This window comes from Pseudoalteromonas sp. MMG007 (assembly GCF_018100985.1).
Lineage (GTDB): Bacteria > Pseudomonadota > Gammaproteobacteria > Enterobacterales > Alteromonadaceae > Pseudoalteromonas.
In genome coordinates this window covers 41,911-60,887 of record NZ_JAGJEI010000020.1, presented here as the reverse complement: position 1 = coordinate 60,887, position 18,977 = coordinate 41,911, and the positions used below count along the sequence as shown (strand labels likewise).

Genomic DNA, 18,977 nt, shown 5'->3' with positions numbered 1-18,977 from the left:
TCCTATATTCCTATATTCCTATATTCCTATATTCCTATATTCCTATATTCAGATTAACTTCAATATACCCATTGCAAACTCACACTGTTTTTCTTTAGCCATATTGATGATGCTTTATAATCTGGGAAGAAACGCTCAACATGTTGCCAAAAAGCGGTACTGTGGTTTAGGTGGCGTAAATGCGCTAACTCGTGGACAATCACATAATCAATAACATGATAAGGCGCTCCAATTAGATGCAAATTAAATGTGAGCTCACGTTTGCTATTACAACTCCCCCATTTTCGCTTATAAATAGCTATTTTCAGACTTGTAGGTAATTCTTCGTCCATTTGCTGACAAAAATACGCTAAACGCATTTCTATATATGCAGTTAGCTGCTCTTTTAGACATTCTTCAAGAAGTTGTTGGTGTTTTTGCAAAGTATTTTTGACACGCGAAGAGTGTGTAATAAGCAAACTATCGTTAGAGTTTATTACTTCAGACTTAACACTTTCCTTGAACGATAAATTTACAACGTTATTAAATATTAAAACTTGTTTGTCTTTAAGTGGTTTCTGCCTGCTGTCAGTTATATTAAGCTGCTTAGTTAATTGCGCACTGACCCATGCCTGCTTATCAAAAAGCCATATATCGATGTGTTTATTGCTTACAAAGTGAGGAGCATATACCGTCACTTTTTTATCATGCACTTTGATAGCAACCGTTTTACGTTTTGTACTTTTCTTTAACTGATATTCAAACACTTTCATACTCATTAATAGTATTGCGACGAGAATACTCACCAACAATTAATAAAACTAAATAAAGTATACCCTTTCTTAATTAATCCAATTCATTAATTTACTTCGGTTGTACAGTAAAAACTTAAATATAGCTCAATAAGTTTAATTCAGTCCTATTATAGGTACTGTATAATAAAAAACACCGACTAAAAAACTAACCGCTGATAATAAAGGAAAACGAAAGGTAATAAATTCGTTATTTTAACCAGTTCATTGAATTAACCATTTATTTATTAATTAATTAGATTAAACTTAATAAATAAAGATTATATTTTGAGCCATTATGCTATCAGCTTTTTTTATCACAGACCAAGATCCTAGCTTAATCGTTAATGGCGTTTACGATCCTCTATTAGTTTTAATGTCGTTGCTAGTTGCTATTTTTGCAGCCTTTTTTACCACTCGGCTTATAGACTTAGCAAAAGAAGCTCAATTTCCTAGCTACCAGCGTTTAGCTAATGTGACCGCTGCTACTGTTTTTTCTGTGGGCATTTGGAGCATGCATTTTATTGGCATGCTCGCCTTTTCTCTGTGTACTAATATTGATTATGACCCAATAATTACATTACTGTCTTTTATCCCAGCATTTGTAGCGTGTCAGTATGCTGTATCGATGCTTGTTAATAGTAGAGGTAACTTAAAAGTATTATCGATTTCTTCTGTATTACTAGGAGCTGGTATTGGCACTATGCATTACAGCGGTATGGCTGCAATGGATCTTGCGCCTTTACTTAGATATGACCCATTAATGTTTGGTTTATCGATTATTATTGCTGTTGCCCTTTCCTTTATAGCTCTGTATAGCCGCTTTAATCTGGAGCGTTTTTTACCTTTTTTATCACCTCTTCAAAATAACTTAATTAGCGCTATTATTTTAGGAAGTGCCGTTGCTTGTATGCACTATATGGGAATGGCCGCTACACGTTTTGTAGCTACATCACCTCTAATTTACGATGATGTTAACGCAACCGCAGGGCTAACCTTTATCGCCATCGCAGTCGCGACTGCAACTATAGCAATCACGAGCGTAGTTGGTGTAATAAATGGTATGGTTCGCTACCGTATGCTACTTGAAGATAAATCAGCAAACGAATCTCGTTTAAACGCTATTTTAGGCACCGCTATAGATGGGATTGTTACCATTGATCATACTGGCATTATTTTAAGCTTTAATGAAGCTGCAAGTAAAATTTTTGGCTGGCAAGAACACCAAGTTCAAGGCAAAAACGTTAAAATACTCATGGACGACAACATCGCTAAGCACCACGATAATCACCTTCTAAACGCTCAGAATATAGATTTAGGTAAAGTAATAGGCATAAACCGTGATGTATATGCTAAGCACATGGACGGACAAGTATTTCCTATTCGCTTAGGTATAGGTGAAGTAAATCAGCCAGGCTATAACCCTTTATACGTTGGTTTTATTACCGATTTGACAGAGCAGCGTGCTTTACAAAAAAGTTTAGAAGAGAAAGAGCAAAAGTACCGCTCTCTTATCGATAATATGCCGGGGGTGGCATTTAGGTGCAGGTTTGATGACAACTGGACGATGTTATTTATTAGTCCAAATATAAGTGAGCTTACAGGTTATAACCCCAATGAGTTTATAGAGCATTGTATCGAATTCAATGATTTGGTCTTAAAAGCAGATCAAAAAAATATCGTTGATGAAGTCACTAAAGCTGTTGAAACAAAGTCTCAGTATTCTATTGAATATCGAATTAGACACAGAAATGGCAAAATTTTATGGTTATTAGATAAAGGGAGTATTGATTTTGATTCTCAAGGTAACCCTAAATGGATTGATGGTGTCATAGTTGATATAACTGAGCGCAAAGAATACGAAGAAAACTTAGAGCAAGCTAAATTTAAGGCAGAAGAAGCCGCCCACGCTAAACAGTCCTTTATGGCTAATATGAGTCATGAAATTAGAACGCCGATGAACTCAATTATAGGCTTTAGTGATTTATTAATGGATACGCCGCTTAATCAAGAGCAGCAAAAGCATCTGGTAACAGTAAATAAGGCCGCACGCTCATTACTTAGGCTATTAAATGAAATTTTAGACTCCGCTAAACTAGAGCGCGGCAAACTAACTATAGAGCCTGTTCATTTTAGCTTAAAACCTGTCATAGACAGCATTATTTCTACCTTTTGGCTTGAGGCTAAAAAGAAAGATTTAAATCTAACGCTAAAAATAAAAGAGTCGGTAAGCAGCACCTATTATGGCGACCCAGATCGTTTAAGGCAGGTGCTTACTAATTTAATTGGCAACGCAATTAAATTTACAGAAAAAGGTTCTGTTACTGTCACTGTGGGTACAACACAAAACCAGCACTTATTTTTTGAAGTTCAAGACACAGGTATTGGTATTGCTAAAGACCGTGTCAAAGCTGTATTTCAACCTTTCGAACAAGCAGACGGAACTACAACAAGAAGATTTGGTGGTACAGGCCTTGGTACAACAATAAGTAAACAACTAGTCGAGCTTATGGGTGGAAATATCGACCTATTTAGTGAGCTTGGTAAAGGCACTTGTTTTTATTTTTCACTACCGTTAAGCATAGGTGATGAAACTAAAATAGACTTTTTTGATGGCCTTCATACGCAACTACCTGCACTCAGGATACTTGTAGTAGACGATATAGAACAAAATACCGAGTTGCTTTCAATATTACTGTCACGCGATCAACATCTTATTACCAAAGCATCTAATGGCCTTGAAGCAGTTAAAGTATTCGAGCAGCAAGATTTTGATGTCATATTAATGGATATACACATGCCTGAGTGTGACGGCATACAAGCAACACAAAAAATCAGAACAATTGAAAATCAAAGACAGTTAAAATACACCCCAATCATTGCGCTTACAGCCAGTGTGTTACAACAAGATAAATTAACGGCTAAAAAAGCTGGAATGAATGGCTTTGCCAATAAGCCAGTTGACATAAACCAGCTAAATCAAGAAATAGCGCAAGTACTAGGCTTAGGGGTTGCTAAGGAGGTAGCAATCACTCAAATTGACCCTCAAGCGCAGCACATTGATTTTGACAAAGGCTTGATGCTTTGGGGATCAAAATGCAAACAACTGACGGAAATTACTAAATTTATTAACGACAGTAATCAACGTTTTGAAATTTTATTCACTGAAAAGCTGTCTGATATAAAAGATGTACACAGTCTAGTGCACACACTAAAAGGTGTTGCTGGTAATTTAGGCTTAACAACGTTGATGAAATTATTAGCTACATTAGAGCAACAACCACCTCAACAAGAGCTAATAAGTACATTAGATGCAATTAAAAATGAACTCACTACGATTACCAAGCTATTAGCTAGTAACGAATGTGCTGAGCCAGAGTCAGTTAAAAATAGCTCAGACGATAACGTACTCAGTACTGCTGAAGTAGAAGCCTTATGCAAAGCATTGAGTCAAGACGCCCAAAACGCTGAACTAAATGATGATCTGCTGGCCAAACTACAACGTAACGTATCAGCAAACTTGCAAGGTGAAGTTAACGAAATCGTTGATGCATTTGACGAGTTTGATTTTGATAGTGCACAGACAAAGCTTGAACATTTACTTAAAAACCTAACATAAGAATGAGTATTTAATTAATGGATTTTTCCACAGATAGGCCTCGTATATTAATTGTTGATGATGAGCCTGCAAATCTTAAAGTAATGCGTGAAGTGTTAGGTAATCAGTACAGAATGTCGTTTGCTAAATCTGGCAATGCTGCACTTGCTTTACTTGAAAAAGAGCTTCCTAAGTTAATATTACTCGATATTATGATGCCAGATATGAACGGCTTTGAAGTATGCCAAAAAGTTAAAGCCAATCCAAAAACATCGCATATCCCAATTATTTTTGTAACTGCACTTGGTGACGAAAGCGATGAGTTTAAAGGCTTTGAACTGGGTGCTGTAGATTACATAACTAAACCTATTAGCCCTGCAATAGTTAGAGCACGTGTAAAAACACATTTATCGTTAGTTCAAGCTGAGCAACTTAAGCAAGCCCACGTTGATTTAGTACATCGTCTTGGCAGAGCTGCAGAATACAAAGACACTGACACTGGCGAGCATATCGCCCGCATGAGCCAGTACAGCAAAGTACTTGCTTTAGCACTAGGTATGGACGAGTCTGAGGCCGAACTGTTACGCCAAGCAGCCCCTATGCATGATGTAGGTAAAATTGGCATACCCGATGCTATTTTATTAAAGCCTGGGCGTTTAACAAGCGATGAGTTTGAGCACATGAAACAGCATGCTGTAATAGGTGCGCAAATTCTAGCCAATTCGTCATCACCCCTTTTACAACTTGCACATACCCTTGCTATGGAGCATCACGAAAAATGGGATGGAACAGGTTACCCAAATGGGATAAAGGGTGAGGAAATATCAGTTGAAGGGCGTATTGTAGCGATTGCAGATGTATTTGACGCCCTTACATCAAAGCGCCCCTATAAAGAAGCATGGAGCGTAGAAGAAACTGTTGAGCATTTGAAGTCCCAAGCAGGCAGTCACTTCGATCCTAATTTGATCAATTTATTTATTGAAAAGCTCGATGATATTATTGCCATTAAAGAGGCAAACCAAGAGTTAGTTTAATTAGCCTTAGCAGTATGAGAGCCTAACTCAACATTTTTATAAATACGCTTGATATACTTATAGTCATGAGAGGTAATCTCATGACTATTACTACTGTCGTCTTTAAAATACATCGAAAAAGTAACACCGTGGTCAGCTAATACCGTTTTTATCTTTAATTGCTCCAAATGCTGTAACCACATTACAAATTGCTCACCCGTAGCTGCAAACGCAATCCCTTTACTACGCCCGTCACCTTCAAATAATGCTAATCGGGTTGTTTTATTATGATCTTCAAGTGTTAACGGGCCCTTGCCATTTTCATTCCAAAAAGCGAGTTCCTCTACAACTTTAAAGCCAAGCACATTCTGGTACCAATCAAGCGCATCCTTTATACAATCAACATTTAAGTGACAGTGATCTATGCCAGATAATAAAGGGGCGCTCATATTATTGCCCTATCTCAGATTTAAGCTGCTCTAAAAAAGCATGCATGTAATCCGTGCGTCTTTGCGCCTCTGCTTTAGCCGAAGGCGTATTCATACTTGTAGCAATATGTAGCAACTTTATATAAAAGTGATCTAGTGTATAGGTTTTATCATCTGGCTCGCGGTTAAGGCAAAACGGGTCATCAGGGTTATACAATAAACGACTTATTGAGCCCCCTACTTTCATACATCGACTAACGCCAATAGCACCAAGTGCATCCATTCTGTCGGCATCTTGTACTATTTGCGCTTCTATGGTTTTAATTGCAATGTTGGCACTAAAACTATGCGCTGCAATCGCATGGTGAATATCATCAAACAGCGACTCGTCATAATTAATTGATTTTAAAAACTCAATCGCCTTATCGGCAGCCATCGTAGAGGCTTTTGCGCGATCAGGGTGATTCTTAGCAACTGCCACGCAATCGTGCATCCACGCTGCAGGTAGCACAACATGCATATTTGCCTGCTCAGCCTTACATAGTTGTACAGCAACGCGTACAACCCGTTCAATATGTGTAATATCGTGGGCAACATCAGCATGAACTAATGATGTTATAAACGTCCTACATTTTGAATTAAGTATTTCTAAATCGGGGCTTAAAGCTACATCGGGCACGTTACCATTCCAAAAACTAATTAATATCTGATTTATCCGTACTTTACCGTGCTTTATACCCGCCATGCAAAACATTCATTGTATGTTGCGCCCTGCTTGACTAAAATACAGCGCTTATTTATTACTACTGAGAAGCCCTATGTCATCTGCCGTTTACCTACAAGCTGGTCGCGAAAAATCATTAAAAAGAAAGCACCCGTGGTTATTTTCAAAAGCTATCAAAAAAATTAAAGGTAAACCGGGTCTAGGCGACACAGTTACTATTCACGATAGTGAAGGTAAGTTTTTAGCCACTGCTGCTTATAGCCCACATTCTCAAATAAGAGCACGAGTATGGAGCTTTGACGAAAAAGAAGTAATAGACCAACACTTTTTCGAACGCCGTTTACGAAGAGCTCTTGATGCACGTGAACACGTTATTTCTGAAGGCGGCTTAACAGGCTTTAGGTTGTGTGCCGCAGAGTCTGACTATTTACCAGGTGTGACCATAGATAAGTTTGATAACGTATTGGTATGCCAATTACTTAGCGCAGGCGCTGAGCGTCACAAAGGTGAAATAGTCGGCGCGCTTATGGCTATTTTCCCAGGCGCTAGCATTTATGAGCGCTCAGATGTAGATGTACGTACTAAAGAGGGCCTTGAACCAATTAAAGGCGTACTGTGGGGCAACGAGCCTAAAGAGCCTGTCCTTATTGAAGAAAATGGTTTAAAACTTGAAGTTGATATTATCGAAGGCCATAAAACCGGTTTTTATTTAGATCAACGCGACAGCCGCGCTGCTCTTGAGCGTTTTTCAAAAGATAAAACCGTGCTTAACTGTTTTAGCTACACTGGTACATTTTCGTTATACGCGCTTCGTGGTGGCTGTACTCACGTTACAAATGTTGATGTATCTCAGCCAGCGCTTGATACTGCAAAGCGTAACGTAGAGCACAACAATTTAGACTTAAATAAAGTCGACTTTGTGAAACAAGATGTATTTAAGCTATTGCGCCAATACCGCGATGAAGGCAAGCAGTTTGATACTATTGTGATGGATCCGCCAAAATTTGCAGACAACAAAGCGCAGCTAACCGGTGCGTGCCGTGGTTATAAAGATATAAACATGATTGCTATGCAAATATTAAAACCGGGCGGCACGTTATTAACGTTCTCGTGCTCGGGCTTAATGGAGCAGAATTTGTTTCAAAAAGTAGTGGCTGATGCAGCACTTGATGCAGGAAAGGAGCTATTAATCATGGAGCGATTAAATCAAGCAGCCGACCACCCTATTGCTGGTAGCTACCCTGAAGGCTTTTACTTAAAAGGCTTAATTTGTAAGGTTTACTAGTCGTATTTTCGAAAGAGACATTATTGGGTTATCCAAATCCACTAATGTCTCAACTTTAAATGCTTATTGAGTATGTCGATTAACTAATTAAATTGTATAAACTTTAATCCAGCTGTAATCGTGCCGTCCTCTTCTTTACTCGCACGAATAACCTTAGCGGTAGCATTAAGCGAAGCAATACTGGGGTGTGTAGATTCAATATTTACCTGCAGTAAAGTATCAAGCTCAAGTAAATCATCCAAATGTAGTGATAGCCCAGTAGCACTCAAATCTACGCACTCTGCGGTATATTTCAACCCTGCTATTGGCTCAATAGTAGTCAAGCTTGCAGGCGTATTTACCTGCATACGTCTAAAATCTCGCTTATCGTCAGTAAACATAAGTATCCTCTAAACAACCGTGTTAATTTCTTCTAATAAAGCACCCATAGAAAACGGCTTTACAACATACGCGTCGCAACCAGCATTAAAGCCCGCTTGTTTTTCAGATTGGGACTCAAGGCCCGATACCATAACAACAGGAATATTTTTTGTCTCAGGGGTGTGTTTAAGCATTCGACACGTATCATAGCCATCAAGACCTGGCATACATACATCTAGCAAAATTATATCTGGCGGGTTAGCAATAGCTGATGAAAGACAGCTTTGCCCTGAATCTGCATAGCTTACATCAAATTTCGAAGTCAGTGCTGTTTTAAGCATTTCATAATTGAAATACTCGTCATCTACCACTAATAACCGCTTTGTTTTATGTTCAACCAATGAGGACATAACTATGTCGCTTCCTTCTCAAAACAAAAATAAATCCCTCTATTAAGGTACTAAGCTTAATAGAAAATGCAAGTTTTATTCTATCTCTTTTATCGCATTTATAATCCGCTTTGCAGATATTGGGTAAGGCGTACCTAGCGTTTGTGCAAACAACGAGACCCGTAACTCTTGCTGCATCCAAAAGATAGCTGTCACCTCATCAGGTATTGGCAATCCTTTAGGTGTTTTATTTACTAGTTTTTTGTATTCTTGCGCTACTTTTTCTAGTTCTAAAACACATAAGCGATCTCTGTTCGGATCTACCGGAAGTTTTTCTAAGCGCTTTTGAATCGCTTTTAAATACCGAATCAAGTCTGTTATTTTATCTGCGCCATGAACACTTACAAATCCTTTAAAAATAAGCGACTCAAGCTGAGATTTAATATCACCATGTGCAGTAATCATGGTTAAATCGACGCGACCTTTCATTTTTTTATGAAGGCTATGTGCGATGCTCAGTACTTGCTCAACCTGTGTGGCAATTAATACGACAGCATCACCGAGCTCGCCACGTATTTGCTCTTTTACCGCTTCAAATGCGTGCTCGTCACGTATATCACCATGCTTAACAAGCAAGCTATCAACCCCTGCGGCAATACAGTCATCTATTAAATCTGCAATTTTTCCAAATGGATTAAAGTACAAACCAAGTTTGGCTTTATTGGGTAAGTTTTGTTGTAAATACTTAATTGGCGAAGGCACGTTTAATAAAACTAACCGGCGCAGGCCTTTTTGATGGGCCTGCTGCGCTTTTACTTCACTGTCGAATAACTCAACTGCAGCCGCTGATTTTTTATCCACCAGCGCAGGGTATGCTTTAATTTCATATTGGCCTTGTTTTTTAACATACGAGGCGGGTAACTTGCCAAAATCCCATTGTGTTAAGTCTGTTTTCTCAATACCTTTTTCGGCTACTTTTGATAGCGTATCGGTTACTTTACCTTGCAGCTGTGCTTTTAGCTTAGCTAAATCAAGGCCACGCGCAAGCAGCTTATTGTGCTCATCACGCACCTCAAATTGTAGTCGTAAGTGCGCAGCAAGTGCGCTTACGTCCCACGCATCAGCATCTACTCTTACGCCCGTCATTCTGAGTAATCGTGTAGTAAGCGCCTCTATTAGGCTGCCTTGTAGTGGCTCAATTGCCGCGAGTACTGCATCAGCATAATTAGGTGCAGGTACAAAATTACGACGCAGCGATTTAGGAAGCGATTTAATTAGACCGCTAATTAATTCGTGTCTAAACGCGGGTATATGCCAATCAAAACCACTCTCTTGTACCTGGTTTAATAGCGCAACAGGTATTTGTACTGCAACACCATCAACGGCTTGGCCCGGATCAAAATGATAAGTAAGCGGTAAAATAATGTTGTCTTGTTGCCACGTATCTGGGTAGTCAAACTCAGTAATATTACTTGCGCCGTGCTGCATAAGCTCTTCACGGCTCATGTGTAAGTAGTGTTTATTTTGCTGTTTTTGAGTTTTATACCACTTTAAAAATGCCGCACGGTTATTAATTTCTTTCGGTATTTTTTTATCGTAAAACTCATAAAGGGTTTGCTCATCAACTAAAATATCACGGCGTCGAGATTTATGCTCAAGCACTTGTATGTCTTCTATCAGCTCACGATTAAATGCTAAAAACTGCTCATTTAAACCCAGCTCTTGCTCAACAAGTGCAGTGCGTATAAATAGCTCACGGCTCACTTTTGGATCTATATTGGTATAAACACAGCGGCGTTTATTAACAACTAATAAACCATAAAGAGTTTGCTGCTCAAATGCGATAACCGCACCTGGCTTTTTCTCCCAATGTGGCTCTGAATAGCTACGTTTAACTAAGTGCTGAGCGAGTGGCTCTACCCAAGTAATGTCTATTTTTGCATTAATACGTGCGTATAATTTACTGGTTTCTACCAGCTCCGCCGACATCATCCATTTAGGGCTTTTTTTAAATAAACCTGAGCCCGGAAAAATATGGAACTGACTATTACGTGCACCTTTGTAAATTTGTTTTTCGTCTTTAAAACCAATATGACTTAGCATGCCGCTTAATAACGCTTTGTGCACTAACTCGCCATCAGCCGCTTGGCTGGTGGCTTTCATGCCCATTTCATTACATACAGTGCTAATTTGATAAACAATGTCTTGCCACTCACGAAGACGCATATAGGCTAAAAAGTCTTTTTGGCATAACTTTCTAAATTGACTATTGGTCAGCTCGCTTTGCTGTTCTTCTAAGTAATTCCACAGGTTTAAAAATGCAATAAAGTCAGAATCTGGATCGTCAAAGCGGCCATGTTTTTCATTTGCTGCAGCGCGTTTTTCTTGTGGGCGTTCTCGAGGATCTTGAATAGATAACGCCGCGACAATAATTATTACTTCGCGAAGTGCACCGAGTTTATGCGCGGTCAGTACCATTTTTGCTAAACGAGGGTCAACGGGTAAACGGCTGAGCTCTCGACCAGATTGTGTGAGACTCGTTTTATCACGATTTTTTGCAGGTTTTATGGCTTGTAGCTCTTCAAGCAGCGTTAAACCATCGTTGATATTACGGCTATCGGGTGCTTGAACAAACGGAAACTCACTCATATCACCGAGACCAAGTGCTAACATTTGCAAAATAACAGACGCTAGATTAGTACGTAGTATTTCAGGGTCGGTAAACTCTGGGCGCGATAAAAAATCATCCTCAGAGTACAAACGGATACAAATACCTGCCTCAACACGTCCACAACGCCCCATACGCTGATTTGCACTCGCTTGTGAAACTGGTTCAATAGGTAAGCGCTGCACTTTAGTACGGTAGCTATAACGGCTAATTCGCGCAGTACCTGGATCTATTACATAACGAATACCCGGCACGGTTAACGAGGTTTCGGCAACGTTGGTAGCTAAAATAATATGCCGACGTGAATGCGGTGCAAAAATGCGGTTTTGTTCAGCGTTAGACAAACGCGAATAAAGCGGTAAAACATCGGTGTGTTTTAAATTACGCTTACTAAGCGCATCGGCAGTATCACGTATTTCACGCTCACCGTTTAAAAATATGAGTATGTCACCGGGGCCTTCTGCGCAAAGCTCATCAACCGCATCAAAAATACCTTGTAGCTGGTCGCCCTCTGCTTCCATCTCATCTTTTTTAATATCAGAGATTGGATTGTAACGCACATCAACAGGGAAAGTACGACCAGATACTTCAATAATAGGTGCATCATTAAAATGCTTTGAAAAGCGCTCAGGATCGATGGTTGCAGAAGTAATAATAACTTTTAAATCAGGGCGTTTTGGCAGTAAGTTTTTTAAATACCCTAAAATAAAGTCGATGTTTAAACTGCGCTCATGGGCTTCATCAATAATAATGGTGTCGTATTGATTTAAAAACCGGTCTTGTTGTATTTCAGCAAGCAAAATACCGTCGGTCATCAGTTTTACATAGGTGTTGTTAGAAACCTGATCGCTAAAACGAATTTTAAAACCAACTTGTTGGCCAAGTTCGCATTTCATTTCCTCAGCAATTCGATTAGCAACGCTTCGTGCAGCTAAACGCCTTGGTTGGGTATGACCAATAAAGCCATCAACTCCACGGCCAAGCTCCAAACACATTTTGGGTATTTGTGTTGTTTTACCTGAACCGGTTTCACCAGCAATAATAACAACTTGGTTGTTTGCTATGGCGTCTTTAATTACATCCTTTTTCTGACTTACTGGTAATTGCTCTGGGTAAGTCACTTTAGGCAAACCAGCAAGACGCTTTTCGCGGTTTTCTTGGCTACGGGTAATGTCGGCCGCTATTTTTTCAATGGCATTGGCTTGTTTGTTTTCATCGCTTATTTTTTTTGCGCCGTGTAGGCGCTTTTTAAAAATAAATTGATCTTTTTTTAAGCACGTTTTTAGCTCGCCAAACAACTGACCTAGGTTTACCACCCGCACACCTTATAATATTAATAAAAGAGCGTTAATTGTATCAAACTAAATGCGCTGGGTTAATGCTACAAAGCGCATAACTATAGACTTAACAAGCTATTCGTCGTTAAAAATACCCACGTAAGTTGCTTGGGTGTTCGATTTACTGGCGCGATACATACCTGAGGTATTAAATGGCAAACTAATATTGCCTTTCGCATCGACAATGATCACCCCGCCCGTAGCACCTATGGGTGCAAGCACTTGATTAATAACTTCATCACCTGCTTGTGCAATGGTTTTATTTTGGTATTTAACGCGCGCACAGATATCACTCGCTACGTTGTATCGAATAAAGTATTCCCCATGCCCCGTTGCCGATACTGCACACGACTCGTTTTCAGCGAATGTACCTGCACCAATTACGGGGGCATCACCTATACGGCCAAAGCGTTTAGCTGTCATGCCGCCCGTAGATGTACCCGCAGCTAAATTACCATGTTTATCAAGTGCAACAGCGCCAACTGTGCCCATTTTATATTCAGTAGGAAGTGTTTTATGTACCGCTTGGTAATTTTTACTAGTTGCCTTGGCTTTATCTAGTTTTTGTTTAGCTTTTAAAAGTGCCTCATAGCGATGTTCAGTATCAAATATATTATTTTCGATAAGCTCAACGCCCTGCTCTTTAGCAAATTCTTCAGCACCTTGACCGCTAAGCATGACATGTACTGAGTTATCCATTACCAAACGCGCTAACTTAATTGGACTTTCTATGTGCTTAATACCCGCAACAGCGCCCGCTTCACGGTTTCGTCCATCCATTATTGACGCATCTAACTCATGGCTACCATCGTAAGTATAAACAGCACCTCGCCCTGCATTAAAATAAGGTGATTGTTCGAGTATTTGTATCGCAGTGGTTATTGCATCTAAGCTCTCACCGCCCTTTTCAAGTACCGCATAACCGGCTTCAACTGCTTCACTTAATTTAGCTCTGTAGGCTTTTTCTTGCGAGTGCGTAAATTTTGCTTTTTCAATTGTTCCCGCGCCACCATGAATCGCAATAGCAAACGGCGCTTGCTCACTCAAAGCACTATTACTTAGCGTTAAACACGCACTGGCAATAATTGATAATACTAATGTTTTTTTCATGGTGATCTCTTTTTGTATTAAGTGTTAAAACAATCTGAAGGGTTACAACGAAGATTTCAACTAATGTACGTTTAATGGCATAAAAAAAGCGCCCTAAGGCGCTTTTTAAAATTTAACGTATTTATAATTAAGCTTGTTTAGCTTTTAAACGCGCTAAACGTGCTACTTGGTGAGTAGACGTTAAGAAAGAGTAGATAGGTGCTAGGTAACCGCGCTTACGAAGCTCTAAGAAGTCAGCATCGCTTAACTCGTTTAGCTTTTTCTCGTCGATAAGGTAAATACCGTTGATGTCTTTTTTCTCGCCTTTAATATCTACTGTTAGCGTTTGTGCTATTAGTAGTTCTTTATCAGCAAGGAATTTAGTGAACGCTTCAGTTACTTGAGAAAACTCAATAAACGATACTAGCGCTTCTTTACGACGTTTTAGGTAATCAGTTTCTTCACCATTTTCAAATAAGGCATTACCTTCTTCTTCACCAACCAGTGAGCTTGCTTCATCAATAACAATACCGTATTGATCTTGGTCTGGGTGCTTAACTAAACCTAGTGGGTAACGAGTTGTTGCCATTGGTGCAAATGCTGCAGTCCATTTACCGTCTTCTACAAAAAGGTTTTCGCCTGGCTCTAGGCCAAACATAGCTACTGCTTGGTAAGTGCCAGCTTCGTTATTTTTAACGAATGACATTGGGAACTCATTTGCTACGCGTGCAAACTCATGTGCAACTACTGGCACTAAATGTTGAGTTTTCATAAATTCTACGTTGATGCCGTTTTGAATTTTAGTGTTGGCATGTTTTTCGTTGTGTAAAGGCTGTACTTGTTGCTCCGCCATGTTACTGCTCCGTTATTTTAATTTATATGTTTCATTGTTAATGCCTTTAGGCTAATGCTTTTGAAGTAAAAAAGGAAGGGAAACTTTTATGACAACCGCCATGAAAAAATAAAACATAGCTAAATCTGTGCGTTGCTAAAAAACGTACAGCTAACACTTATAAAATACGATTAAAAACAACGCACTTAATGGGTGTTTTTTAAACACAAACAGTAAAGCTGTTAACATTGGTTAACAGTTAAACGGTAGAATTAAGCTTTGCCCTGTATTAAATTTAGGCAAATAAAAAGGCAGCCTAAATAAGCTGCCTTGTCTTGGTAATTTAAAGCACTTAAATTAGGGTGCCCAATACACCTCAATATTAATACTTGGGTGGTTTAGTATAGCACGAAGAGGCATATCGTTTACCTCCCCCCCTGCTTTTGCTTGCTTATAAACTGCGAGTTTTTCTTCACCGCTTATAAGTAGCTTAACCACTTTAGAATTTGCAATTGCATTTAATGTAAGAGTCATACGCTCGGTAATACTACCGGTTACGTCACTTTGTATTGCGTTAATTGCGCATACAGTTTGCTCAGTAGTTAGACCGTGCTCTAAGCCCTCTGCATTTGGAAATAAAGACGCAGTATGACCATCTGGGCCCATACCTAAAATAGTTACATCGTATGGCGCCTTTAAAGCACTGTAAGCGGCTTCACATGCTTGTGTGCCCTCTTTTGCAGTTGCTGCATCGTTTTTCATTGTAATGAAGTTTGCTGCACTGCCGTAGTTTTGAAGTAACGTGCTATTAATAAACGCTTCGTTACTTTTTTCGTGGCTTGGCTCAACCCAGCGCTCATCAACCATGGCAACATCAACATTTTGCCAATCTAAATCAAGCGTTGATAAATGCTTGTACGCTGGTGCTGGCGACGAACCGCCAGAAACCATTAATACAGCACGGCCGTCATTTTTAATGCCATCACGTAATGATTGCTCAAGTGTTGCTGATAACTCAGCTGTTAGCGCGTCTTTATTATCAAAAAACTTTTCAACGAGTGTTGCCATGTTTATACCTTATCGCCGGTGTTAAACCATACATGGTTGTTTTCAGCCAATAATTCATCAGCGTCATCAGGGCCCCAACTACCAGCACGGTAAAGTGCAGGTTTACCTTTGTCCTGCCAGCGATCAATAATTGGATCAATCCACTTCCAAGCTTGACGTACTTCATCACGATGAATAAATAACGAAGGGTTATTTGCAGCCGCATCAAGCATTAAACGCTTGTATGCATCTGAGTGGAAACCATTACTGTAAGCTTGCGAAAGCTCAATGTTCATTGTTACCGGCTCTAGTTGCATTTCAAGATTATCAAGGCGCTTAGACATAAGCGTTAATTGAATCGTCTCTTCAGGTTGCAAGCGAATAACAAGGCGGTTTGGCTCGATATTACCTACGTTACCTTCGTAAATATTATGAGATACTTTTTTGTATTCAACCACAATCTCAGCACAGCGCTTAGCCATGCGTTTACCTGTACGAAGGTAAAAAGGAACACCAGCCCAACGCCAGTTATCAATGTGAGCACGAATAGCTACAAAGGTTTCTGTTTTACTTGAACCTTCATTTAGCTCTTCTAAGTAACCCGGTACAATTTTACCGTTTAAATCACCCGGTACGTATTGGCCGCGTACAATATTGCTATCAACATCGTCATCTAGTAAAGGACGAAGAGCCTCTAACACTTTAAGTTTTTCGTTACGAATACTATTAGCGTTAAGCTTATTTGGCGATTCCATTGCAACTAAACAAAGTAGCTGTAACAAGTGGTTTTGTACCATGTCACGCAGTGCACCGGCTTTATCGTAAAAGCCAGCACGGCTTTCAAGGCCTACAGTTTCAGATAAACTAATTTGAATATTATCAATAGATTTAGCATCCCACATATTTTCAAACAATGAGTTTGAGAAGCGTAATGCCATTAAATTTTGAACCGTTTCTTTACCTAAATAGTGATCTATACGGAAAATTTGCTCTTCATCAAAAAACTCTGCAATTTTACCGTTAATAGCTTCAGCTGAATCGCCGCAGTAACCAATTGGCTTTTCAACAACGACACGAGACGTCGGTGTAATTAAGCCTTTAGTTGATAGTATTTCACAACATGTGCCGTACACAGCCGGTGGTAGTGATAAATAAAATACGCGAGATTTAGTACTATCGTGCTCATTTAAAATACCTTTTAGCACGTCCCAATTATCGTCTGCTTCAGTTACGTTACAGACTACTGGCACTAAAAATGTAGAAAATGCTTTCCAGTCTTTAGCGTTAAACTCGCCTTTGCTTAAAAATTCTTGTAGTGCTTTGTGCGCTGTTTCTACGTATTCAGCACGTTTGGCTTCTTCGCGCACTGTTGGTAGGATACGTGAGCCTTCAGGTAAGTTACCTTCTTGATATGCTCTGTACATTGCAGGTAGCAATTTGCGTAACGCAAGGTCACCACCGCCCCCAAAAATTATAATATCAAAAGGATTAAGCATAGTTACTCTCTACGTTATGATACCCGGTGCATTAAAATAAACGCGGGTATGCCTATTTATTGCTAGATTAGATGGCTTATATAGCATGATTGTATAAAAGCCTGCTGAATTGTTGTGTTGTACGGATGTTTATTGTTTTAGTTTGCGATATTAAATGAGCCTTAGGGGTCCTGTATCTCCTCTCACAAAAATACAGACCCTAAGAACTCCAGCGCTACCCGTTCAAAGGTACTCGGTTTGCTTATCTTGCGATAAGCTAAATTGTTACTGCGTACGATGCTGCTTGTAGTACGCCATTAATCCATTTGTTGAACTGTCGTGAGCATGTTTAACGCTATTATCAGTCAGTTCACTTTCAATCTTAGAGGCTAGGCCTTTACCTAACTCAACACCCCATTGATCAAACGAACAAATTTCTAAAATTATGCCTTGGCAGAAGATTTTATGTTCATACAGGGCTATTAATCTACCCACTGTTTTTGCATCTACGGTGTCTAACAGCATAGATGTAGTTGGGCGATTACCCTTATGAATTTTATGATTTAATAGTTCATCAATTTCTGCTTGCGATTTACCCTTAGCGCTTAAATCTGCTGTCACTTGTTTGGCATCTACACCACTCATCATCGCTTCTGTTTGCGCTAAAAAGTTTGATAGTAGAATATCGTGGTGTTTATCCACATTTACTTGTGGTTTCACTGAGGCAATAAAATCAGCAGGTACAACTACATTCCCTTGGTGCAAGCATTGGTAAAATGCGTGCTGCCCGTTAATGCCTGTCATACCCCAAATAATCGGCACTGTTATATATGGTACTGTTTCGCCTGCAAAGTTAACATGCTTACCATTACTTTCCATTTCGCCTTGTTGCAAATACGCAGGCAACATATGAAGCGCTTGGTCGTAAGGTAAAATAGCTTGTGCTGTATACCCTAAAAAGCTGGTATTCCAAACACTAAGCAATGCCATAATAAGTGGTATATTTTGTTCAAAAGGAGCTGCTTTAAAGTGCTCATCTACTTCAAACGCACCTTCTAAAATAGCTTCAAACGCGTCATAACCTAAATATAAAGCAATGGGTAAGCCTATCGCACTCCACAGTGAAAAGCGACCGCCAACCCAATCCCACATAGTGAATACGTTTTCATCCGCGATACCAAAAGCGGCTGTTTTTTCTAAATTTGTGCTTACCGCAACAAAGTGCTTAGCAATAGTAGTGTCATCTTTTGCTGTTTGTAAAAACCAATCAACGGCTGTTTTAGCATTTGTCATGGTTTCTGAGGTAGTAAATGTTTTTGACGAAATAACAAACAATGTTGTTTCAGGGTCAATTGCCTTTAATACCGATGAAATTTGTACGCCATCTGCGTTTGATACGTAATGCACATTTAACGTGTCATCAGCCAACGCTTTCAGTGCCTCGGTTGCCATTTGCGGCCCCAAGTTTGAGCCACCAACACCGATACTTACCACATCTTTTACTGGTTTACCGGTGTAACCTAACCACTCGCCGCTACGTACTTTTCCAACAAATACTTTAATTTTTGCCAGTTCATTATCTACAGCTTGTGTCACGTTTTCGCCATCAACCACTAACGGTGTATGCGCACGATTACGTAATGCGGTATGAAGCACTGAACGACCTTCAGTGATATTTATCTTTTCGCCGCTAAACATTTTATCGCGCCATGAGGCAATATCACACTCTTTAGCAAGTGACATTAAGTTGGCAAAAACATTGTTATCAATTAGCTGCTTTGAATAGTCGAATAATACGCCTGGTATTTGAGTCGAAAATTGAGAGAAACGTGTGTCATCTTGTGCAAATAACGTCTTAAGATGTGTTTGTTTCATCTTTGCAGCATCTTGCTCTAATGCTTGCCAACTTGCTAATTGCGTTCGGTTAGACATGTAAGTACCCTCTAATTCTTTCAATCAATT

General features: G+C 39.5%; 14 protein-coding genes. 3 read left to right on the top strand and 11 right to left on the bottom strand.

Features of this window, described 5'->3' with window-relative positions; genetic code table 11:
• Nucleotides 1–59: 59 nt before the first annotated feature.
• On the bottom strand, nt 60–758 hold the full coding sequence (locus tag J8L71_RS17640; RefSeq protein WP_211001677.1) for a SprT family zinc-dependent metalloprotease: 699 nt from the start codon (nt 756–758) through the stop codon (nt 60–62).
• A gap of 310 nt (nt 759–1,068) precedes the next feature.
• Here J8L71_RS17640 and J8L71_RS17635 point away from each other — a divergent pair, with 310 nt between their 5' ends.
• Both J8L71_RS17635 and J8L71_RS17630 read left to right on the top strand, forming a co-directional pair.
• Nucleotides 1,069–4,389: an MHYT domain-containing protein gene (locus J8L71_RS17635; protein WP_211001676.1), complete on the top strand. Its 3,321-nt coding sequence runs from the start codon at nt 1,069–1,071 to the stop codon at nt 4,387–4,389.
• A 17-nt stretch (nt 4,390–4,406) separates the two neighbouring features.
• Nucleotides 4,407–5,402, top strand: coding sequence for a two-component system response regulator (locus J8L71_RS17630; RefSeq protein ID WP_211001675.1), 996 nt, complete (start codon nt 4,407–4,409; stop codon nt 5,400–5,402).
• Here J8L71_RS17630 and J8L71_RS17625 read toward each other — a convergent pair.
• Complete coding sequence (locus J8L71_RS17625; RefSeq protein ID WP_211001674.1) at nt 5,399–5,830, bottom strand: VOC family protein; 432 nt, start codon at nt 5,828–5,830, stop codon at nt 5,399–5,401. The two genes, J8L71_RS17630 and J8L71_RS17625, sit on opposite strands and share 4 nt — an antisense overlap.
• A gap of 1 nt (nt 5,831) precedes the next feature.
• Nucleotides 5,832–6,488: an HD domain-containing protein gene (locus J8L71_RS17620; protein ID WP_211001680.1), complete on the bottom strand. Its 657-nt coding sequence runs from the start codon at nt 6,486–6,488 to the stop codon at nt 5,832–5,834.
• 139 nt (nt 6,489–6,627) lie between these two features.
• On the opposite strand from J8L71_RS17620, the gene J8L71_RS17615 reads away from it, so the two are divergent.
• On the top strand, nt 6,628–7,818 hold the full coding sequence (locus J8L71_RS17615; protein ID WP_211001673.1) for a class I SAM-dependent methyltransferase: 1,191 nt from the start codon (nt 6,628–6,630) through the stop codon (nt 7,816–7,818).
• Between the two features lie 83 nt (nt 7,819–7,901).
• Here J8L71_RS17615 and J8L71_RS17610 read toward each other — a convergent pair whose 3' ends face one another.
• From J8L71_RS17610 to pgi, 8 genes are all read right to left on the bottom strand, one after another.
• Nucleotides 7,902–8,198, bottom strand: a complete 297-nt coding sequence (locus tag J8L71_RS17610) for a PilZ domain-containing protein (RefSeq protein WP_211001672.1) — start codon at nt 8,196–8,198, stop codon at nt 7,902–7,904.
• Nucleotides 8,199–8,207: 9 nt separating this feature from the next.
• Nucleotides 8,208–8,588 carry a response regulator gene (locus J8L71_RS17605; RefSeq protein WP_211001671.1) on the bottom strand — a complete coding sequence of 127 codons (381 nt, stop codon included), beginning with the start codon at nt 8,586–8,588 and terminating at the stop codon, nt 8,208–8,210.
• A gap of 75 nt (nt 8,589–8,663) precedes the next feature.
• Nucleotides 8,664–12,551, bottom strand: a complete 3,888-nt coding sequence (gene hrpA / locus J8L71_RS17600) for an ATP-dependent RNA helicase HrpA (RefSeq protein WP_211001670.1) — start codon at nt 12,549–12,551, stop codon at nt 8,664–8,666.
• A 96-nt stretch (nt 12,552–12,647) separates the two neighbouring features.
• Entirely contained in the window at nt 12,648–13,682 is a 1,035-nt protein-coding gene (locus J8L71_RS17595) for an isoaspartyl peptidase/L-asparaginase (protein ID WP_211001669.1), read from the bottom strand.
• Nucleotides 13,683–13,809: 127 nt separating this feature from the next.
• Complete coding sequence (locus tag J8L71_RS17590; protein ID WP_211001668.1) at nt 13,810–14,514, bottom strand: SapC family protein; 705 nt, start codon at nt 14,512–14,514, stop codon at nt 13,810–13,812.
• A gap of 336 nt (nt 14,515–14,850) precedes the next feature.
• Nucleotides 14,851–15,561 (bottom strand): 6-phosphogluconolactonase, encoded by a 711-nt coding sequence (gene pgl, locus J8L71_RS17585; RefSeq protein ID WP_211001667.1) that lies wholly within the window; start codon nt 15,559–15,561, stop codon nt 14,851–14,853.
• Between the two features lie 2 nt (nt 15,562–15,563).
• Nucleotides 15,564–17,036 carry a glucose-6-phosphate dehydrogenase gene (gene zwf / locus J8L71_RS17580; RefSeq protein ID WP_211001666.1) on the bottom strand — a complete coding sequence of 491 codons (1,473 nt, stop codon included), beginning with the start codon at nt 17,034–17,036 and terminating at the stop codon, nt 15,564–15,566.
• A gap of 264 nt (nt 17,037–17,300) precedes the next feature.
• The gene (gene pgi, locus J8L71_RS17575; protein WP_211001665.1) at nt 17,301–18,947 is read right to left on the bottom strand and encodes a glucose-6-phosphate isomerase; all 1,647 of its coding nucleotides are present in this window, start codon (nt 18,945–18,947) and stop codon (nt 17,301–17,303) included.
• Nucleotides 18,948–18,977 lie beyond the last annotated feature (30 nt).